Source organism: Nocardia pseudovaccinii, from assembly GCF_050942345.1.
Classification (GTDB): domain Bacteria; phylum Actinomycetota; class Actinomycetes; order Mycobacteriales; family Mycobacteriaceae; genus Nocardia; species Nocardia pseudovaccinii.
This window is the reverse complement of the sequence record NZ_CP192074.1, coordinates 1,111,183-1,131,621: the sequence shown is the minus strand read 5'-3', so window position 1 is coordinate 1,131,621 and position 20,439 is coordinate 1,111,183. Positions and strand designations below refer to the sequence as shown.

The window sequence follows — 20,439 nt, the reverse complement described above, 5'->3', positions numbered from 1 at the left end:
TGCCAGGGGGAGGTGCGCGATGGAACGTGCTGGCGGTGATTCCCGCGCACGTGCGGGTCCCGGTAGCACCGCCGACGAGCGTCGACAGCTTCGCGAAAGCCTCGCCGAACTCGGGTTGGCGGAGCAGGATGTGCTCGACCGGCTCGTCGGCGAGTTACGCCAGCGCGGATATCGGCTGCGAGCGGCCTGGCGGCTGGCCAAGGGACTCTCACAGACCGCGGCCGCCGCGCGCTACAACGAACTCACCGATAGTGCCCGGGCGGCCATGAAGGCCAGTCGTATTTCCGAATACGAAACCTGGCCGTCCTACGGACACGGCGACGATGAGCGCCGCAAACCGCTCGGTGTGCGACCGACCATTCAGGTGCTGACGAATCTGGCCACCATTTACGGCACCACCTGGGATCAGTTGGTCGACGTCGCGGATCTGACGCATATGCCCGAGAGCGACCGACAGCAGTACCGCGACGCGGTCGCTCGGCATTCGATCGGCAGGCAGCCGCTGCCTGCCAGTGGCGATCTGCCCGCCGAGGTACGTCACTTCACCGGCAGGCACGACCAGAAGGCCGAACTGCGGCGTCTGGTCTATGAGCACCTCGGTAGCGGCAATGTCGCCGTTCACGTCATCGATGGGCTGACCGGAATCGGTAAGACCGCGCTCGCCCGCTATGCGGTATCGGCACTCGCCAAGAACTATCCGGACGGGTTCATCTGGTTCGACCTGCACGGCTACTCCTCGGGCCGCGAACCGCGCCAGCCTTTCGATGTGCTCGAACAGTTGCTGCTCGAGATCGGCGAGCCGCGCGAGACAATAAAGGCCGACCCCGGCGGACGTGCCAATCAATGGCGCAGCGCCATGATGTCGCGGCGGATGCTGGTCGTCTTCGACAATGTGCTCGATACCGCTCAGGTGAAGGATCTGCTGCCGGGTGCGCCCGGCTGCTTCGTGCTGATCACGAGCCGACGCAAGCTCACCGGCCTGGCGGCGACCCCGCTGCATCTGGACGAGCTGGGCTCCGATGACGCGGAAGAATTGCTCGTCAAACTCGGCAATCTCCGATCCGGCTACGACCAGGCCGCCGTGACGACAATCCTGCGGACCGCGGGCCGACTTCCCTTGGCCATCAGGCTGATCGGCGGCCAGATAGCGCATCACGGCGAGGAAATGCTGTCCGAGATCGCGGCCGATCTGGTGAATCTGACCGCGCGGATCGAGGAGGGTTCGACCGAACACCCCGCGGGCGACTCGGCAGCCGCACATCTGCTGGATCGATTCGCGGCCGAGGACGAATCATTGCGGACCGCATTCGAGGTTTCCTATCAGCGGCTGCGCGATGATCCCCAGCTGCAACGCGCGGTGCGGCTGCTCGGCTGGTTTCCCGGTCCCGAGATCAGTGCCGAGGCCATGGCGACCATGGCCGCGGTACCGCTCGGCGACGCAATGATGATGGTGCGCAGGCTCTTCGAGGCGGGTTTCCTCGATCCGGCCTCCGGCGGCCCCGGCCCGCGCTATCAAATGCACGATCTCACTCGACTCTGCGCACGGATACAGGCCGACCGCGAGGATCCGCCGTCCGAGCACGCGGCGGTCATCGAACGCCTGGTCCGCGACGGCCTGGACCGGGCCAGAAAGGTTTACGCACCAGCGCTTTTCGATGGGCCGAGCCGATCCAAGGACTCGGCGACCACCGATACCGCCGAAGCCCGGATGTGGCTCACCACCGAACGCGAGATGCTGAAAGGCTGCGTCGATGCGTCGCGACCGACAGCCGATGCCGCCGAACTGGCCAGATTGGTGGCATCACTGCTGTGCGAGCTCGGTCACTGGTCGGACGCGCATCGACTCTACGGACGGGCCTTGGATATCGCCCGCATACTCGACGCCCCCGAAGCGGAGGCCGCCGCACTGCATGGATTGGGTCACGTCGAACGGATGGCGTGTGACTATCGGGTCGCCAGCAATCGTTCGCGACAAGCCTTGGCCATCGCTATCGACATCGGCGACCTCGCGCGCGTGGGTTCGGTGCGGTGGGGGTATGCCGAAACCATCCGCCGCATAGGGCGTTACGCGGCCGCCCGACGCAATTACGCGGCCGTGCTGGAGATCGCACGGGCGACGAAGCACCGGAAGATGGAGGGTGATGCGCTGCGTGGCCTCGGGTATATCGAGCGTTCGAGGGAAAGGCACGATATCGCGGGAAGCTACTTCGACACCGCGCTCGACATCGCCCGCGAAGTGCACGATCGATACGGCGAAGGGTGGGCGCTGTGGGGACTCGGCAATATCGCGCGAAAAGCCGGGGACTACACCGCGGCTCGCGCCAGATTTCACCAGGCGCGCGCCATCGCGGCGGAGATCAACGACCCGCGCTGTCAGATCGACGCCCTGCGCGGCCTAGGACATATCGAACGACGCTTGGCCCGCTACGATTCGGCCCGTCATGCCTACGATGACTCACTCACGATCGCACGACAGATCCGCGATCCGCATGGTGAGGCCGACGCGCTGCGGGCGCTCGGTTACATCGCCGCCGACACCGGAGATACCGATCGGGCGCAGCGGCTCTGGGCTCGCGCACTCGAACTCTACGACCAGATCGGCGTCCGGCGCACGCCCCGTCGGCGACGTCCGCCCCGGGGCCATTCGACACGGGTGTGATTGATCACCGCAATGCTTGATATGTCGGTATTTGGCACTAAGTTCGAGCCGCGCGGCTCAGCGCTTCGGTCGCCGTGGTCGTGTCATCTTTCGCATTGCTGACTACACCCTCAGTCGGAAGGTTCCGGCCATTAACCAGCACATGGTGCCCGAGGTCAACGCCGATCTCGAGTCCTTCGCATCCCGCACCCCGAACGGGGCTGCCTTCTGGCGTCTCGCCGCCGCAGATTTCGGGCTGTCCGCCGACGATCGGTCGGTGCTGCAGCGCACGTTCCATGATTCGACCGAACTGGATAAATGGCTACCGTCCGGCAAGACCTATCGACAGCGGGCTTATGGCTGCTACCGGCTTTCGGTAGCCGATATGCATTTCACCCCCATCGACGAACCGCCGCCGTACATGCAATCGGTCGAGGTCAATCCGCTGGCCGGTGGTATCGAACGCAGGTTCAAACAGATCGAGCCGCGGCATCCGGCGACCGAGCCGACCAGGAAGATAGCGGCCGTCGTTGCCCGCTCGCTGGTGGCGGCCGGTGTCCTGTCGGCGCGGCGCACCCCCGAGGTGCTCGTCGACGCCCATTACATGGCCATCACCGCACCGGGTGAACCAGCGCCGGAGGGTAAGCACCGCGACGGGCTGATCGCCGGATCGGCACATTTGATCGAGCGCCGAAACCTGGCGAAGGGCACCGGTATCTCGTCCATTTACGACGGCGCCGAACCGGAGGTCGAGCTGGCGTCATTCCAGCTGAGACGGCCGCTCGACTCCTACGTCTTCGACGATGAGCGTGTCCAGCACTTCACCGACGAGATCCGGCGCAGGCTCCCTTTCGTGCAGGCGTATCGAAATGTGCTGCTGCTCGGATTCAGAAGGTGTGACTGACTCGATCGAGAAGATGATCGGCGACCTGGACCGACTGCTCCCGGAGGACGAACTCGTGGCCATCGCCACCGAGCTCACCGCCGTCGCATCCTTCACCGGACAGGAGACGCCGTTGGCGGTTCAGGTCCAGAAAACACTCGCCGACAACGGTATTCATACCTTCGGACAGGAGGTGCAGCCCGGTCGATTCCAGACGATCGGCCTGCTCGGCCCGTTGCATGGAACACCAGCACTCATGCTGAACGGACACTTGGATATGGATCCGCTGGGCCGCGATCACCCGGAGGATCCGTTCACCGCGAGACGAATCGGCGACCAACTGTTCGGGGCTGGCCTGCACAATATGAAAAGCGGTCTCGCCGCCATGATCGGCGCGGCAATCGCCGTGCACCGCAGTGGAATACCACTCCGGCAGGGTTTGCTGTTGGAGTTCGTGGTCGGCGAACTTCAGGGCGGGGTCGGCACAAAGCACGCATTGCGATCCGGGCTCACGGCGGCGGCGGCCGTGGTGCCCGAGCCCTATTCGGTCCGTCGCGTCATCACCCGGACGGCGGGCGTGCACAAGTTCGCCCTGGTTGTTCGCGGCCGCAGTGCCCACACCAGCAGGCCAGACGAAGGTGTCGACGCCATTGCGGTGCTGCGGAAGGTTCTCGACCTGCTCGACACGGCCGACATCGGACTGCGCAACTCCGACTTTCCACCGCTGCCCCGCATGCAGGTCGCCAGCCTGCTGGCGGGACGTGGCGAGGGACATGATCTTTCGGGAATTTCCTATTGTGCCGACAAGGCGACTGCCCTCATCGACCTGCGCTACCCGCCGCCCCATCAGCCCGAGGACGTCCACGCGGCCATCGACGCCGCACTCGACCGCCTCCGCCCGCGTTTTCCGACGGCCACGATCCACCTGGAACATCCGGTGGACCCGCAGTTCCGGGTCAGCGGGACGGATATGCCGCCGATGGATATGCCCCCCGAGTGCGCCGTCGTACGCGACATCGCCGAACTACTCCCCCTGGTCTCGGATTTCCACGTCGAGGAGACCGGGCTCGCGCTGCCGTACTCGTACTGCGGCAACGACACCACCCACCTCAGCCGGGCGGGCATCGAATGCTGTCTGTTCGGACCGCGCGGAACCACACCGGACACCGAACATCACGTGCTGATCAGCGAAATGTCCGCCTGCGCCCGCACACTCGCCGCGCTCGCGATTCGGCGCTGCGCATGACGCGGATCAGTCGCTGCGCATCCGAATTTCAGAGGTGATCTGTTCACCGTGCCGCACACCGGTGCTCGCATAGAGTTCGAGCGCCTGGGAGAGCAGTTGTTCGGCCAGCTCGGCCTGCCCGGTCTTGACCGCGACCGTGGCCAGCCCGCGCAGTGCATCGGCGCGCCCCAGCGGATCACCGATCCGTTCGGCGATCCGCTGGGAATCCTCGTAATACCTTTGGGCGCCCAGGTATTCGCCGAAATGTCGCTCGATATGCCCGAGTCCGCGCAACGTATCCACCTGGCTGAACCGATCATCGATCTCGACAGCGATGTCGTATGCCTGCTGGAACATGCTGCGAGCCTTCTTGTAGTCGCCGGTCTTGCGCGCGATATTGCCCAGACCCCACAGCGTCCACCCCTCGCCGTACCTGTCGTGGATGCGCCGGGCGATCGCCATTGCGTCGTCGAAGTACTCGCGGGCGGTTTCCTGCTCCCCGACCAGCCTTTCGATATGACCGAGCCCCCGTAGCGCGTCCCCCGCCAACCTCCGGTGGTTCATCTTCTGCGCGATGCGCAGGGCCTCGCCGTATAGGTGCCTGGCTTCGGCTTGTTCGCCCAGTCGCCGGATGACCTCGGCCAGACCCCATTGTGCGGTGGCCACCCGGATCGGGTCGCCGATATCGCCCGCGATGGCGAGTGCCTCCTCCGAGTAGCTGCGGCCGGTCCGATAGTCCGACGCCACCCAGGCCACATGCGCGAGCCCTTGCAGAGCGTCGCATTCGGTCGGTTGATTGGCGATAGACCTGGCCATTTTCAAGGCCTGACCGAAGTAGTCCCGTGCCTCCGCGTGATCGCCGGTGCTCCTTGCGGTTTGGCCGAGCTCACACAGGATGGCCGCCTCGGTATTCTGATCCGCCAGTTCGAGTGCGATGGCCCTGGCATGCTCGAACGCCGCCCCCGCCGCCTCGTGGTGGCCCATGAGGCGGTCGACGCGACCACGGCCGACCAGGGCCCAGGATTCGGCGCGACGATCGTGGACTCGGCCCGCGATGTCGAGGGCGCGGCCGAAGAGGCGGTGGGCCAGAGACCAGTGGCCGGTGCCGGAGAGGTGCGAGGCCAGTCGGCGGGCCAGTTCGGCTGCGTCTCTTGTCGGTTCGGCCGCCTGTACGCAGCCCTGCAGCATTTCGCGTTCGCGGGTCAGCCATTCGCGCGCTTGGGTCGCGTCATCGGAGGGGTTCCAGAGGTGTTCGCTGCCCGCGGGATCGAAGATCTGGTGGGTGCTCGCCTGACGCGCGACGGCGAGGCTTTCGCCGACGAGGCGATCGATGACGGCGGCGTGTGCGGCGGGTGAGTCCTCGCGTTCGGCGTGCATGCGGGCGCACCATCGGGTGAGGTCGTGCATTCGGTAGCGGTGACCACCGGGACCACCGGAAGACGGGTCGAGGAACCCGGCCTCGAATAGCCTGCGCACCATCATCATTCCGTCACCGAGCGGTACCGAGGCCATCGTCGCCATGGCCTCCGCGGTGATCTCGGGGCCCGGAAACCAGCCAAGAAGGCGAACCGCCCGTTGATGTTTCGGGTCTTGCAGACGCTCATAGGACATCTCGAAGGCGGCACGCAGCGACTCGTCTTCCGCGGCGAACTGATCGAAGAGGTGTTCGGCGGCCGAGTCGTTCGCGCGGCGATCCACCGAGGCCTCTTTGATCCGCGCCGTCAAATTGGCGATATCGGCCGCGCTGTCGGCGAGCATCTCCTCGCCGTGGTGAGCAATTTGACCGCCGATCAGCCTGATGGCCAACGGAAGTCGGCCCGCCGTCTCCAGGATCAGGCGTACCGCACGCTTGTCGTAGCCGGTGCGCAGATTGCCCAGTTTGACGAGCAGTTCCTCGGCCTCCTCCCACTCCATGACCTCCAACCGCAGTGGTGCGGCACCGGCCAGGCCGGTGAGTTTGCTGCGGCTGGTGATCAGGACGAAACAGCCGGGGGCTTGTGGTAGTAGGTCTTTCACCTGCGCGGTGTCCAGGACATTGTCGAAGACGATGAGCATGCGGCGATCGCTCATGGTGGTGCGCCAGCGGTTCGCCCGCCCGGCCAGGTCCATTTCGATGGTTTCGCGGGCGACCCCGACCTGTAGCAGGAGCTGCTCGAGTACGTCGATGGGTTCGCGCGGATCGCGGCCGATGGTGTAGCCGTGCAGGTCGACCCAGATCGTGCCGTCCGGGTAGTGCCGTCCGAAGGCCGCGACGGCGTAGCGTGCCAAAGCGGTCTTGCCGATGCCGGTCAGCCCGACGATCACATGCACCGCGACCGCGCCGCTGCGCAGGTGTTCGGTTACGCGATCACGCAATTGGGCCTTCGGCCCGGCGCGGCCGGTGAAGTGCGGGACCTCGGCGGGCAGGTCACCACCGGCGGGCACCGGGAGTCGGCCGATGGCACGCCGGGCCACCGCCTCGTGGTACTCCAGCCGTTCGTGTTCCGGCATATGCGCCAGGTCGGCGACATCGACGAGCTGGTCCCAGGTGGTGCCGTAGATGGTGGCGAGATTCTTGAGGACGCGGACCGTCGGCCGCACACCGGACGGACGCTCCGGTTCGTCATCGAGAACGACGCCGTCGCGGCTGAACGGCCACGCCTCGTACTCGGAGATCCGGCTGGCCTTCATGGCCGCGGTGGCGCTGTCGGTGAGCTCGTTGTAGCGCTCGGCGACCACGCCCTGGGTCAATTCGTTGGCATAGCGCCAGGCGGCGCGCGGTCGGTACCCGCGCTGACGCAATTCGGCGGCAAGGGGTTCCAGCAGTTGCTGTTCGGTCAATCCGAGATCGGCCAGGCGCTCGCGTAGGCGTCGTCGATCCTCGGCACTGACATTCCTTCCGGGACGTCTGCGGGGGTGGCGACCTGCTCGATCCATCGCCCCACCCTCCCCGCATGCGATGCGCCCGGCCGACGGTGCTGCGCGGGCACCGGAGAATCGAAACGCCGACTGTGATTAATTCCTTGGTATCAGCCGTATTTCCGCTGGTCAAGTGCTTCGGCCGGAGTGAAGAAATCACTTTTGCCACTGGGATCGCGCCACGCCGAGGCGAACTGACACCGTAGAGGGCAGCAACTGAACAATGTGACAAGTCGCAGCGGATGAAAGGGGTTCGCGCGATGCCGATTACGACCACGGAATGGCTCATCACGAGCGATGTGGCGCACGAGGCGGCCTTCCGGATCGATCTGCCCGAGGCCGGCCGCGGCAAATGGCTGCTGTCGTATCTGCCGACCGACCGTCGGCTGACGCGGGCGCAGGCACTGGCGGGAATGGTTGTGGCGGAGATGATTCTGCTGGATCAGTTGGATCCGTCCGGTCGATTCGACCACGAGATAGCCGAATTGCACGCGGCCGAACTGGGTCTCACGCTGCACGAGGTGATGTGCCTGCTCGCACTGCGGGCGCGGCTGGAATCGGATCCGGAACACGAGATCGAACACGCGACGGCCCTTGCCTGAAGACCAACTGGCGCTGCGGGTTCTGCGCCGGACCCGCAGTCGCCGCGGCCGCCGTCACCGAGGGGAGGACGGCGGCCGCGGAACGATACTCAGCCCGCCTTCGCGACGAGCACCGCCTGTGCCCGGGCGACCTCGCCGCCGACCTTCTCCTCGTCGACAGTGCGCACCTCGCCGTCGCGAACGATCGTGCGCCCGTCGACGATCAACGCCGCCAGCGGCGGGGCGGAGCCGAGAATCAATGCGGTCACCGGGTCCTCGATGCCCGCGTGTGCGGGCGTATCGAGCCGCCACAAAGCGAGATCGGCGAGTTTGCCCGGTTCGATCGACCCGATTTCGGCTGCCCGCCCCAGCACCCGCGCACCACCGATAGTGGCCAGCTCCAGAGCTTTTCGAGTGCTGATCGCGCGCGGGCCGCCCTTGGCTCTTGCGTAGAGCAGCGCATTGCGCGGCTCCTCGATCATCGAACTGGATTCATTGCTGGCGGCACCGTCCACGCCGAGTCCTACCGGCACACCCGCCGCGATCAGATCGGCCGTGCGCGCCGTACCCGCCCCGATCCGCGCATTCGAGGTCGGGCAATGCGCCACTCCGGTGCCGGTTTCCGCCATCGTGCCGATGGCAGCGTCGTCCAGGTGGATGCCATGGGCGTACCAGACATCCGAGCCGAGCCAGCCGAGCCGCTCCATGTACTGGGCGGGTGTGCAGCCGAATTTGTCCGCACAGTACTCCGCTTCATCGATCGTCTCGGCCAGATGGGTATGCAGGCGTACGCCGAGATCGCGTGCCAGCACAGCGGATTCGCGCAGCAACTCGGTCGTCACCGAGAACGGCGAACATGGCGCGAGCGCGATCCGGAGCATCGAATCGAATGACGGATCATGCCAGCGCGCAACGGCATCCGCGCTCGCGGTGAGGATGGCATCGAGGGTCTCCACCACCTCGTCGGGCGGCAGCCCACCCGCACTCTGCCCGAGATCCATCGAGCCGCGCGTCGGATGGAATCGCAACCCCACCTCGGCGGCCGCGGCGATCTCCGCGCCGAGCAGGTCACCACCCGCGCGCGGGAATACGTAATGGTGGTCGGTGGACGTGGTGCACCCCGTCCGGGCCAGCGCGGCGAGCGCACCGGTCGCGGCGATGCGAACCGCATCTTCATCGATGCCCGCCCAGATCGGGTAGAGCGTGGTGAGCCATTCGAACAGCGTGTTATCCGCGGCCAGACCCCGGGTGACCCATTGGTAGAGATGGTGATGGGTGTTCACCAGCCCGGGCGTGAGCAGGCAGCCACGGCCATCGATGCGGTGCACATCCGCGCCGAGATCGGGCGCATCACCCGCACCGACCGCGGTGATCCGGTTGCCCTGCACCGTCACATACCCGCGGCGGTATTCGGTGCCGTTCGGATCGACGGTCGCCACGGCGCACCCGTCGATGACCGTCGTTATCATCATGTGCCTACGGTAGCCATGCGGGGCCCGCCTCCGGGGCATCTTCCCGCTGCACAGTGGCATGGATGAGTCCGTAGGGCCGGTCGTCGGCGTGAAAGACCTCACCGTGATTCTCGATGCCGAACCGACCGAGGTCGTAGTCGAAATGATGCTTATTCGGCGCGGCCAGCCGGATTTCGGCGAGCACCGGAAAGGCCTCGAGTGCGGCCTTGCCCATTTCGAAGAGCGTCTGCTGCATAGCCTTCGAATGCAGCGTCGCGAAGACCTCGACCATCCGCTGCCGGACGCCCGCGTACACCGCATCCCAGTCCACACCGGTCGTGGCGGCGAAACGCCACTGCGCGACGAGGGAGGTCGCGAGCATCCGGTCGTGCGTCGGGGCGAGGACGGTGAAATCGTCGGTGAGGAAGTCGGCGAATTCCGAGCCGGTCGACTTGAGGATCACCAGATCCTTGACCCCGCCGATGGCCCAGGCCCGCTGGCGGTCGCCCTTGCCCGACACCGTGACCGTCGCGGTCCGCACTTCGGAACCCTGCCGCACCCAGGTGTGATCGTGCTCGCTGCCGTCGACGGTGACCCGCTGCCAGGCATACTCCTCGACCTCGATGCGCGCGCTGTCGACGGGCGCGATCTCGTCTACGAAATGCGCGGCGAGCGTCAGCGCATAGTCTTCGATCGGTTGCAGCCCAGGCTTTTTCGCATACGCGTAGGCGGTCTGCTTCTGGGTATCGGTGGGCAGCACCTTCGACTGGTCACCGGCGACATAGGCATCGGCGAAATCGCCACGCAGCACCGTGGATACGTTCACATCGCGGATTTCGTGACGCGGCTGGTCCCGGTAGATCCGGACGATGCGGTTCTCCGCCTTTCCGTACCGGTTGTCGGACAGCACGATCGGCCCGGTCAGTTCCATGAATGGCTCAGCTCCCTCGGTAGGTGGAAAAGGCGAAGGGCGACAACAGCAATGGGACGTGGTAGTGCCGCTCCTCGATGACGACGAACGTGATGGCAACCTCCGGATAGAACGATTCGACCCCGCGCTCGGCGAAGTATGCGCCGGTAGCGAATACCAGCCGATATGTGCCGGGTGGCACTGCCGCACCGAGCGAGGCGATCCGGCCGTCGGCATCGGTGGCTCCGGAACCGAGTACCTCGGTGTCGCGATAGAGCACCACCGCGATACCGGCCGCGGGCGCACCCGCGACGGCATCGAGGACATGTGTGCTGAGCGAGCTCATTCGGCAGCACCGATCAGCAACCGCGTCAACCGAATCCGATTGATCTTCGCCAATTCCGTTCGCATAACCCGCCTTTCGGTCTCGGGATCATTTCCGAGCCGGGCGGTGAGCAATTCCAGCAGTTCGTCCCCGGATTTACCGGTCGCACACACCAGATAGATATGGCCGAACTTCTCCTCATAGGCCAGATTGCCCTCGGCCAGCCCCGCCCGCACCGTATCCCCGGCCCCGGCCACCCCGGCCTGCTCGCGCGCCGACGCCGCGGTATCGGGCCGGGCGCCGATGCGCGGATGTCCGTCGAGTGCGCGATCGATCTGCGCCTCGGACAATTCGGCCAGCACCGCATCGGCCGTATCGAATACGGCATCGACATTCGCGTACGGCCGCCCGGCAACCAGCGCACGAGCCCATTCCGGCGCGGCGCAACACATGAGCAAGGCCGCATTCGCCTCCGCTTCGGGCAATGCGTTGAATTCCGCGAGGCCCAACCCGTCGGGTGTCATCGGACCAGCATCGAATACGACCGACCCGGTCGCCAGTCGAACGAGATAGATCACCTCCGGCGTGTCGCCTGCATCCGACTGTCGACGTCAGAGCACTTTTCCGTAACCCATCGGCTACGCGGCCGGGCTACCGTCATTTCATGGCTGCATCACCCGAACCGGTCTGCGCGGGCATCGTCCTGGCCGCGGGCGCCGGAACGCGCTACGGGATGCCCAAGGCATTGGCCGAGGGCGGCGCCTGGCTGCGATCGGCGGTGGCGGCATTGCGCGACGGTGGCTGCGATCCGGTGATCGTGGTGCTCGGCGCGACCGGACCGGCGCCGGACGCGGTCGACCTACCCGAGGGTGCCGATCACGTGTGGGCGGCGGACTGGGCGACCGGACTCGGGGCCTCGCTGCGGGCGGGTTTGCGAGCCGTCGCGCACACCCCCGCCGAGTACGTCGCGATCATGCCGGTGGATACCCCCGATGTCGGGGCCGATGTGGTCGCCCGGGTGGTCGGCGCGGCCTTCGCCGCACCCACCGGCCTGGCGAGAGCTGTGTTCCACGCCACACCCGGCCATCCCGTTGTCATGTCTCATAAGCACTGGACCTCGGTGTATCAAGCAGCTGTTAGAGATTCCGGCGGGCGCACCTATTTAGCCGGTAATAACGATATGGTGTGCGTCACGTGCGACGATTTGGCGACAGGCGATGATCGTGACTTCCCGGCCACGCCGCACGCGTGAGCGGAGCTGAACAGATGCGGGACATCGTCGACGACCTATTGCGGGTGTGGCATTCGGGCCGGACAGGTGGACTGGCCACCGTCGTGCGAACTGTAGGTTCCGGACCGCTGCCGGTCGGAACATCGATCCTGATAGATGCCAATGGCGCGGTCTACGGTTCGCTCCTGGGCGGGAGCGTCGAGACGACCGTGATCGAGGCGGCCGCCGATGCCGCGCGCAGCGGTCGACGCGGACTGCACCGCTTCGGCGTCCCGCCGGGCGAGCCCGGATTGGACTCCGGCGGCATGGTCGATGTTTTCGTCGAGCCGTTCTCGCGCCGGGACTTTCCGGAATTCCCCTCCATAGCCGCGGAAATCGCCGCGCACCGCCGGGTTACCCTCTTCACCGTGGTGTGGAACCAGGATCCGGATCTGATCGGACAGCATCTGATCACCCCGCAGCGTCATGCGACGGAACTGGTCGCGCTGCCCGAATCCGACGTGTTCGTCGCCTCGTTCCCGCCGCCACCGCGGCTGATCATCTTCGGCGCCAACGCTTTTGCCGCGGCGCTGGCGGTCCAGGCCAAACTGCTCGGCTACCGCGTCACGATCTGCGATTCCCGCGACACCTTCGCAACACCCGAGGCCTTCCCTGGTGCCGAGGTGGTCGTCGACTGGCCGCACCGGTACCTGAACACGCTGTCGGCGGCGGGCGAAATCGATAGCAGCACGGCGATCGTCGTCCTCGGACACGATCCGACGTTCGAAATCCCGCTGCTCACCGTGGCACTGCGACTACCCGAACTGGGTTACCTCGCCGCGAACGGTTCCTGGTCCGCACACCTGAGACGCATCGAAGACCTACAAGCGGGCGGCTTCGACAACGCGACGCTCGCCCGCCTGCACTCCCCCGCCGGTCTCGATATCGGGGCACGCACCGCCGCCGAAGTCGCCGTTTCGATCGCCGCCGAACTGCTTGTCGCCCGGTCCGGAACCGAGCGGCGGATCACCGAAAACCGGGACGCCGAACCGCAATTCAAGGAATTCCCGGCCAACGCCCCGGTGGCGCTCTAGCGCTACTTCAGGCCCGGATTCTCCGCGTATACCTCGCGCAGCACCGAGAGGTCGAACAGCTGGTCGGCCTTGATATCGATCTTGGCATTGCGCAGCGCGGCGATATTCTGCTCGATCAACTGATCGGTCATGGTCAGCAAGCCATTGGCGGTCGAATCCGCGGAGACGACGAGGCCGTTCTGCGCGGTCGCCTCCTGGGTCTGTTCGTTCAGATCGAGTTTCTGATCCTTGCCGTATACCTCGACCGCGAGTCGCGCCGATTCGGCCGGATTCGCGACCGCATCCTTCCAACCCTTGATCTCGGCGATCAGGAAGGCCTTCAGCTTGTCGCGTTCCTTATCGATGGTGGACTGTTTGACCGTCAGGGTCTCGGCCACCAGCGGCAGGTTGTAATCGGCGAAGAGGAAGTTCGTATTCTGGAATCCCTTGGCGGTCAGCGTGATCGGCTCATTGGTCACATAGCTGACCCAGCCGTCGACCTCGCCGTTGGCCAGCGGAGTCGGATCGTATTGCGCGGGCACGATGGTCACATCGCCCGGCTTCATGCCATTGGCGTTCAGCAGCGCGTTGAAGATCAGCTGATTGGTGTCCTGGACGCCGATCTTGCGGCCCTTCATATCCTGCGGGGTCTTGATGGGCTTGGCGGCGGAGCTGACGATGCAGAACGGGTTCTTCTGATAGGTGGTCGCGACGATCTTGGCTGGTAGACCCTCCAGGATCGCGGGCGCTGTGGTCTGCGGAGCCGAAGTGCCGAGCCAGACCTTGCCGGTGTCCAAGCCCGCCTCGACCGAGGTGCTCGCCGCGCCACCGGCGATCAGATTCACCGAACCGAATCCGGCGTCCTTGTAGTAGCCCTTGGAATCGGCGAAGTATTCGCCCGCGAATTCGATGTTCTTCAGCCAGGACAGCTGGATCGCGACGGAACCGTACTTGGATCCGTCCGCCACCGACCCACCCGACGAGTCTTTCGAATCATCGCCACATGCGGCAAGCAGGCTCGCACCGCCCAATGCGGCGCCGGCCAGCGCGGAGTAACGAAGCAGGGATCGCCGGTTCAGGTTCGGCCCGAACGAAGAGCGTTGTACGGGGTTCATGTGCCGAATCTAAGGGGATTGGTGTTTCGATTTCTTTACTTTGGCGTTCCGAGCGTTGATTTGCGAAAAACTGATCGGTCAGCGACGACCCGCTTCGGGGCCGAAGCGGGCCAGCACCAGATTTTCGATGACGCCGACGATCGCGTACAGCAGCACCGAGACGATGGTCACGATCACGATCGAGGCCCACAGCTTGCTGTATTGGAAGGTCGGGATGGCGCGAATCAGACTGGCGCCCAGCCCCGTCCCGCTACCCAGCCATTCACCGAGCAATGCGCCGATCAGCGCGCCGGGCACCGAAATTCGCGCGGCCGCGAAGACCGAGGGCAGGGCGGCGGGCACGGCGACCATGCGCAGTCCGGTCCAGCGGGAGCCGCCGTAGGCGGCCACCAGATCCATCGCCTGCCGCGGTGCATTGCGCAATCCGGCCATGATCATCACGAGCGCCGGGAAGAACACCACGATCGCCGCGAGCACCGTCACACCGGCCAGTCCGCGCCCGAATACCAGCACGATGATCGGGGTCAGCGCCACCAGGGGGACCGACCGCAGCAGCATGGCGACCGGCATGAACGTCTGCTCGACCACCGCGAACAAGACGAACAGGGCCGCGACGACGAGTGCGGCCAGCATGCCGACGCCGAAGCCGATCGCGGCGTCGCGCAGGGTGATCTGCAGGTCGTCGAAGATCGCCTGACGTGCGGTGTGTGCGCCGGAGGAGTTGAACAGGTATTTCCAGATATCGCTGGGCGTTTTGCCTACTCGCGGGCCGACCTGGGGGAAGGCCTTCAGGAAGACGTACCAGATCACCAGCATCAGCAGGAGTGCGGTGACCAGAGGGAACAGGAAGCGGCCGATCCTGGTCAGCACAGCGAGCGTCCCCGCGGCGGCACCGCGCTGGGGCCGCGTGCTCTCCACGGCGGGCGGTGCGGGGGCAGTCACGTTGTCCACCGGCCCGAGTTCGTCAGTCATCTCACTCCTCCAAACGGGGGGCACGGCGGCGCGCGCGGTCTCGTCCGGCGCACACTGTGTCGCCCACCGCGCGCCTCCTGGCTCGGCGCACGCCAACGTGTTCGCGCCAGAATTCATCCGGCGACCGCGGGGCGCTGATTGGTGCGCGGCTCATCTCTGCTCCTGCGCGGTCCACGGGGTGACCAGTCGAGCGACCAAAGCGACAATCGCGTAGCCGAGTCCCGCGAGTGCGGCGGCGGCCAGCGCCATGCCCCAGGTACGCGGCACGTTGTACGCGGTCTGCGCGGCGGTCAGCGCGACACCGATCCCGCTGTCCACCCCGCCGAGGTACTCACCGATGATCGCACCGAGCACGGCCGACGGCGCGGCAATCTTCAACGCCGCGAACAGATTCGGCAGCGCGGCGATAGCCTGCACCCGGTAGAGCTGCTGCCAGCGACCGCCGCCATAGGCGCGGATCAGGTCGAGGCTGGTGACATCGGCCGAGCGCAGTCCGGTGACCGTGCCGACCATGGTGGTGAAGAAGCAGTACATCGCCGCGAGGAAGACCGTCGGGGTGCGGCCGCCGAAAACAACCAGGATGATCGGGCCCAGCGCGAGCAGCGGGATGCAGTAACTGAGGATGGCGAGCTGGGTGGCCAGCGGTTCGATCCACGGGATCAGCACGATCAGCATCGCCAGGCCGATGGCCAGCGCATTGCCCCAGATGAAACCTTTCAGCGCACCGAGCGCGGTGATCCGGAAGTTGGGACCGTACAGATCCCAGCCGTCGGTGTACATGGTGTGCAGGACGGTCCACGGACTCGGAATCGTGCCGCCCGCGACCTCCAGCGCGGCCAGCAGCCACCACACCGCGACAAGCCCGAGGACGCCGACGAGTCCGCCGATCCGTTTCATGCGACTCCACCCTTGCCGGACTTCCCGAACAACAGCTCGGAGAGGTAGTCGTGCAGCCTGTGGAATTCCGGCGTGCGCATCATCTCGGGCGTGCGCGGGCGCGGCAGATCGATCTTCACCAGTTCCAGCACCCGGCCCGGCCGCGGACTCATCACCGCGACGACATCGGAGAGGAAGACCGCCTCGGCGATACCGTGCGTGACCATCAGGGTGGTCGCGGGCTTCTCGGTCCAGATCCGCAGCAGTTCCAGATTCAGCCGCTGCCTGGTCATATCGTCGAGAGCGCCGAACGGTTCGTCGAGCAGCAGCACGGTCGGCTTCACCACCAGTGCGCGCGCGATCGAAACACGTTGGCGCATACCACCGGACAGCTGCGCCGGTTTGGCCTTCTCGAAGCCTTCCAGGCCGACCAGCCGCACCAGATCCGCGATCAGTCCCGGATCCGGCGAGATCCCCGCGACCTGTAAGGGCAGTTTGATATTGGATTCCACCGAACGCCACGGCAGCAGCGCCGAATCCTGGAAGGCGATGCCGAGTTCATGGCGGCTGCGCAGTTGGGCGGGGGTCTCACCGTCGATGAGCGTCTTGCCCGCGGTCGGTGTCTCCAGTCCGGCCAGGATGCGCAGCACCGTCGATTTGCCGCAGCCGGATGGTCCGAGCAGGGACAGGAACGCGCCCTGTTCGGTATGCAGCTCCACATCGTCGAGCGCCTGCACCGTCTTCCGGCCGACCCGGAATGTCTTCGTCAAACCGCTGATGTGGATGCCCGTCCCGCCGGTGGGCTCCTCGGTACCGCTCGCCGTCATGACCAGAACACTAGGAGCAGGTCGTTGCACGGATATTGCGAATCGCCACCCCAGATTGCGCAATCGTTACGCGACTTTCGATCCGCATGCGTCGAATCCGCAGGTTGGGATGAGATATCGACCCGCCCGGGTTACAGCGGGGGTGAACCCACTTTTCGCGCTGCTCGACGCCAAGCTGCATATCGCGGGCTCGGAGATCCTCTGGCGCGAGATCATCGGCAATGGTTTCGGTCTGGCCTCCGCGGTCGGCGGTATGCGGCGGCGGGTGTGGGCGTGGCCGATCGGGATCGCGGGCAATGCGCTGCTGTTCACCGTTTTCGTCGGCGGAATCTTCAACACGCCACAGCATTTGAATATGGCCGGACAGGCCGGTCGTCAGCTGATGTTCATCGCGGTCAGCGTGTACGGCTGGTGGAGTTGGTATCGGCACGCGCGCGCCGAAACCGGACTCGAACATCGCGGCGTCGTGCCGCGCTGGGCCAGCGGGCGCGAACGGCTGGTGCTGGTGGCCGCGATGTTGGTCGGCACGGCCGCGTTCGCCCGATTGTTCGCGTTGATCGGTTCCTACGGGCCGTGGGCGGAGGCGTGGATCTTCACCGGATCGGTGCTGGCGACCTATGGCATGGCGCGCGGGCTCGCCGAATTCTGGCTGATCTGGATCGCCGTCGATCTCGTCGGCGTGCCATTGCTGCTGAAGGCGGGCTACTACCCGTCGGCGACGCTGTATCTGATCTATGCGGGCTTCGTCGCGTGGGGGTTCGCCGTATGGGCGCGCACCCTGCGCAAATCGGCTCCCGTGGGCGCCGATCTCGCGCCTTCGCGTCCCTAGAAACTTTTTCCGCAACCTCCGATGAATCGGTGCGGTGACGCCGGTATGTACCCGCAAACCCATCGGAGGAATGCAATGAAGATGACCACGGGACAGCGCTGGGTACTGGCGCTGACATCACTCGCGGGTTTGATGATCGTGCTCGACGCACTGGTCGTCACGACCGCGATGCATGCGATCCAGCTCGATCTGCACGCATCGATCGGCGAGCTGGAATGGACGATCAATGCCTACAACCTGAGTTTCGCGGTGCTGTTGATGGCGGGCGCGGCGCTCGGCGACCGGTACGGCCGCAGACGGGTGCTCGTCGGCGGGCTGGCGTTGTTCAGCGCGGCATCCGCCGGATGCGCGCTCGCACCGAATCTGGGTCTGTTGATCGCTGCGCGGACAGCGCAGGGCATCGGGGCCGCCGCCGTCATGCCCGTGGCGGTGGCCTTGCTCTCGGCGGCGTTCCAGCCGGAGCAGCGGACCAAGGCGCTCGGATTATTCGCGGCGGCAACCGGATTGGCCGCCCTCGGCGGACCGCTCGTCGGGGGTGCGGTGGTGCAGGGCCTGTCCTGGCAGTGGATCTTCTGGTTGAACCTGCCGATCGGGGCGGTGCTGATTCCATTGGTGCGCACGCGGCTGGCCGAAAGTGTGGGCGAGGCACGCAGGTTGGACTTGCTCGGGATCGCGTTGGTGAGCGTCGCCGCCTGTGGCATCGTCTGGGGTCTGATTCGGGGCAATGAATCCGGTTGGACCGGTGCGGAAGTCACGCTTGCTTTCCTGGCAGGTGCGGTGGCACTGATCGGATTCGTACGCTGGGAGCTGCGCACCACCGCGCCGCTGATTCCCATGCGCTTCTTCGCCTCGCGCGCTTTCTCCGCGGGCAATGCGGTCGGATTCCTGTTGGCCGCCTCGATTTTCAGTGGCGCGTTCTTCTTCGCCCAGTTCCTGCAGATCGTGCAGCAGCAAGGCCCGCTCGGTGCCGGGCTGCGCCTGGCGCCGTGGACGGTCACCCTGTTCCTGGTGGCGCCGATCGCGGGCAAGCAGGTCAACCGGTTCGGTGAACGTCCGCTGGTTGTCACCGGTTTGCTCATGCAGGCCGTCGGCTACGGGTGGATCGCCCTGACCGCCGGACCGGACCTGCCGTACACCGCGATGATCGCGCCCTTCGTCATCTCCGGCGTCGGCGTGTCGATGGCGATTCCCGCCGCGCAGAGTGCGGTGCTGCGCGCGGTTCCGATGCCCGCCGTCGGCGCCGCGTCGGGCACATACAACACTCTGCGCCAACTCGGTGGCGCCTTCGGAATCGCCGTCCCCGCGGCTGTTTTCGCGGCGGTGGGCGGCTTCACCGGCGCGCGGGACTTCAGCGACGGTTTCGCGGCCGCCATCGGTACCGCCGCTTTGCTCGCGCTCCTCGGCGCCGCGATCGGCCTGTTGATTCCGGCCGGTGCGCCCATTCCCGCACCGAACACCACTGAGCCGGTTTCGGCCGACCCGAGCGACGGGTCGGCCTCCGCCCCCGCGGGCACGCCGAGCGGCGCGATGACCTCCTATTCGGCAGCTCGCGAGGACCGCACCGGGGTGAAGGCGTGACCAGCACCACAGATGCCTCGGTAGGTTGTGCACCCATGACGGTCAGTGCGGATTTCGCGGCGCGCACCGCGCCCTATCGGCCCGAACTCCTCGCGCACTGCTATCGGATGCTCGGCTCGATCCATGACGCCGAGGATCTGGTGCAGGAGACGATGCTGCGAGCATGGCGCGCAGCCGATCGCTATGACGAAGCGCGGGCGTCGCTGCGCACCTGGCTGTATCGGATCGCCACCAACGCCTGCCTGACCGCGCTCGAACAGCGCGGCAGGCGGGCGCTGCCCACCGGACTCGGCGGGCCCAGCGATACCGTGGTCACCAAACCGGAGCGCCATCCCGAAATCCCCTGGCTGGAACCGATTCCCGATGCCCTGCTCGGCACCGCCGCCGACGATCCGGCAACCGTGATCGCGGCCCGCAGCGGCATCCGGCTCGCATTCATCGCGGCCCTGCAATATCTACCCGCCAGGCAGCGCGCGGTCTTGATCCTGCGCGACGTACTCGCCTGGTCCGCGGCCGAAGTCGCCGACCTGCTCGAAACCACTACCGCCGCGGTCAACAGCGCACTGCAACGCGCCCACGCCCAATTGGAGAAAGACGCCCCCATGCTCGACCGCATATCGGAATCGTTGAGCCCGGACGAACGCGCGATGATCGACCGATACGTTACCACCTTCGGCAATGCCGACATGGCTTCCTTCGCCGAACTCCTACGCGACGATGTCGTCCTCGAAATGCCGCCCGCCCTCCTCTGGTTCGCCGGCCGCGCCCACGTCGTCGAATTCTTCACCGACAAGTGCGGTTCCACACCCGGCGAGTGGCGCGCAATCCCGACCTCCGCCAACACCCAACCCGCGATCGCCTACTACCGCCGCGACGAAACCGACACCTACCACGCACATTCCATCCACCTACTCACCCTCCGCGACGCGGCCATCGACCGAATCACGGTCTTCCTGGATGCCACCCTCTTCCCCGGCTTCGGCCTACCGGCCACTCTCTGAACCGTTCTTCGAAGGTCGGGTCGGCTGGATTGTCGAGCTTGTCCGCG

18 protein-coding genes are annotated in these 20,439 nt (G+C 66.0%); 9 read left to right on the top strand and 9 right to left on the bottom strand.

The window, feature by feature from the left end:
* The first annotated feature begins 19 nt into the window (after positions 1-19).
* The 3 genes from ACQPZ2_RS05215 (at position 20) to ACQPZ2_RS05205 (ending at position 4,767) form a co-directional block, all read left to right on the top strand.
* Positions 20-2,659 (top strand): tetratricopeptide repeat protein, encoded by a 2,640-nt coding sequence (locus ACQPZ2_RS05215; protein WP_433524546.1) that lies wholly within the window; start codon positions 20-22, stop codon positions 2,657-2,659.
* A 142-nt stretch (positions 2,660-2,801) separates the two neighbouring features.
* On the top strand, positions 2,802-3,542 hold the full coding sequence (locus ACQPZ2_RS05210) for a 2OG-Fe dioxygenase family protein (protein WP_433524545.1): 741 nt from the start codon (positions 2,802-2,804) through the stop codon (positions 3,540-3,542).
* Entirely contained in the window at positions 3,535-4,767 is a 1,233-nt protein-coding gene (locus ACQPZ2_RS05205) for a M20 family metallopeptidase (RefSeq protein ID WP_433524544.1), read from the top strand. Before ACQPZ2_RS05210 ends, ACQPZ2_RS05205 begins: the two co-directional genes overlap by 8 nt.
* Before the next feature lie 6 nt (positions 4,768-4,773).
* On the opposite strand, the gene ACQPZ2_RS05200 is transcribed toward ACQPZ2_RS05205, so the two are convergent.
* Positions 4,774-7,662 (bottom strand): tetratricopeptide repeat protein, encoded by a 2,889-nt coding sequence (locus ACQPZ2_RS05200; protein WP_433524543.1) that lies wholly within the window; start codon positions 7,660-7,662, stop codon positions 4,774-4,776.
* A gap of 242 nt (positions 7,663-7,904) precedes the next feature.
* Between ACQPZ2_RS05200 and ACQPZ2_RS05195 the strand changes: the two genes are divergently transcribed.
* Positions 7,905-8,246: a hypothetical protein gene (locus ACQPZ2_RS05195; protein ID WP_433524542.1), complete on the top strand. Its 342-nt coding sequence runs from the start codon at positions 7,905-7,907 to the stop codon at positions 8,244-8,246.
* 89 nt (positions 8,247-8,335) lie between these two features.
* Here the strand turns inward: ACQPZ2_RS05195 and ACQPZ2_RS05190 are convergent, their stop codons facing one another.
* The 4 genes from ACQPZ2_RS05190 to uraD are packed head-to-tail and all read right to left on the bottom strand — an operon-like array spanning position 8,336 to position 11,435.
* Positions 8,336-9,697, bottom strand: coding sequence for an 8-oxoguanine deaminase (locus ACQPZ2_RS05190; RefSeq protein WP_433524541.1), 1,362 nt, complete (start codon positions 9,695-9,697; stop codon positions 8,336-8,338).
* Between the two features lie 4 nt (positions 9,698-9,701).
* Positions 9,702-10,607: a factor-independent urate hydroxylase gene (gene pucL / locus ACQPZ2_RS05185; protein ID WP_433524540.1), complete on the bottom strand. Its 906-nt coding sequence runs from the start codon at positions 10,605-10,607 to the stop codon at positions 9,702-9,704.
* Between the two features lie 7 nt (positions 10,608-10,614).
* Positions 10,615-10,932, bottom strand: coding sequence for a hydroxyisourate hydrolase (gene uraH / locus ACQPZ2_RS05180; protein ID WP_433524539.1), 318 nt, complete (start codon positions 10,930-10,932; stop codon positions 10,615-10,617).
* Positions 10,929-11,435, bottom strand: a complete 507-nt coding sequence (gene uraD / locus ACQPZ2_RS05175) for a 2-oxo-4-hydroxy-4-carboxy-5-ureidoimidazoline decarboxylase (protein ID WP_433524538.1) — start codon at positions 11,433-11,435, stop codon at positions 10,929-10,931. The genes uraH and uraD overlap by 4 nt, the downstream gene beginning before the upstream one ends.
* A gap of 140 nt (positions 11,436-11,575) precedes the next feature.
* Between uraD and ACQPZ2_RS05170 the strand changes: the two genes are divergently transcribed.
* Together ACQPZ2_RS05170 and ACQPZ2_RS05165 are read left to right on the top strand one after the other, a co-directional pair.
* Positions 11,576-12,163: a nucleotidyltransferase family protein gene (locus ACQPZ2_RS05170; protein WP_433524537.1), complete on the top strand. Its 588-nt coding sequence runs from the start codon at positions 11,576-11,578 to the stop codon at positions 12,161-12,163.
* Positions 12,164-12,177: 14 nt separating this feature from the next.
* Positions 12,178-13,215, top strand: a complete 1,038-nt coding sequence (locus tag ACQPZ2_RS05165) for an XdhC family protein (RefSeq protein WP_433524536.1) — start codon at positions 12,178-12,180, stop codon at positions 13,213-13,215.
* 2 nt (positions 13,216-13,217) lie between these two features.
* Here the strand turns inward: ACQPZ2_RS05165 and ACQPZ2_RS05160 are convergent, their stop codons facing one another.
* From ACQPZ2_RS05160 to ACQPZ2_RS05145, 4 genes are all read right to left on the bottom strand, one after another.
* On the bottom strand, positions 13,218-14,309 hold the full coding sequence (locus tag ACQPZ2_RS05160; protein ID WP_433524535.1) for an ABC transporter substrate-binding protein: 1,092 nt from the start codon (positions 14,307-14,309) through the stop codon (positions 13,218-13,220).
* 78 nt (positions 14,310-14,387) lie between these two features.
* On the bottom strand, positions 14,388-15,125 hold the full coding sequence (locus ACQPZ2_RS05155) for an ABC transporter permease (RefSeq protein ID WP_433527328.1): 738 nt from the start codon (positions 15,123-15,125) through the stop codon (positions 14,388-14,390).
* A 306-nt stretch (positions 15,126-15,431) separates the two neighbouring features.
* On the bottom strand, positions 15,432-16,178 hold the full coding sequence (locus ACQPZ2_RS05150) for an ABC transporter permease (protein ID WP_433524534.1): 747 nt from the start codon (positions 16,176-16,178) through the stop codon (positions 15,432-15,434).
* Positions 16,175-16,984, bottom strand: coding sequence for an ABC transporter ATP-binding protein (locus tag ACQPZ2_RS05145; RefSeq protein WP_063046987.1), 810 nt, complete (start codon positions 16,982-16,984; stop codon positions 16,175-16,177). Before ACQPZ2_RS05145 ends, ACQPZ2_RS05150 begins: the two co-directional genes overlap by 4 nt.
* A 142-nt stretch (positions 16,985-17,126) precedes the next feature.
* Here ACQPZ2_RS05145 and pnuC point away from each other — a divergent pair, with 142 nt between their 5' ends.
* From pnuC to ACQPZ2_RS05130, 3 genes are all read left to right on the top strand, one after another.
* Complete coding sequence (gene pnuC, locus ACQPZ2_RS05140) at positions 17,127-17,813, top strand: nicotinamide riboside transporter PnuC (RefSeq protein ID WP_433524533.1); 687 nt, start codon at positions 17,127-17,129, stop codon at positions 17,811-17,813.
* Positions 17,814-17,888: 75 nt separating this feature from the next.
* On the top strand, positions 17,889-19,391 hold the full coding sequence (locus tag ACQPZ2_RS05135; protein ID WP_433524532.1) for a DHA2 family efflux MFS transporter permease subunit: 1,503 nt from the start codon (positions 17,889-17,891) through the stop codon (positions 19,389-19,391).
* 35 nt (positions 19,392-19,426) lie between these two features.
* Positions 19,427-20,392, top strand: coding sequence for a sigma-70 family RNA polymerase sigma factor (locus tag ACQPZ2_RS05130; protein ID WP_433527327.1), 966 nt, complete (start codon positions 19,427-19,429; stop codon positions 20,390-20,392).
* Positions 20,393-20,439 lie beyond the last annotated feature (47 nt).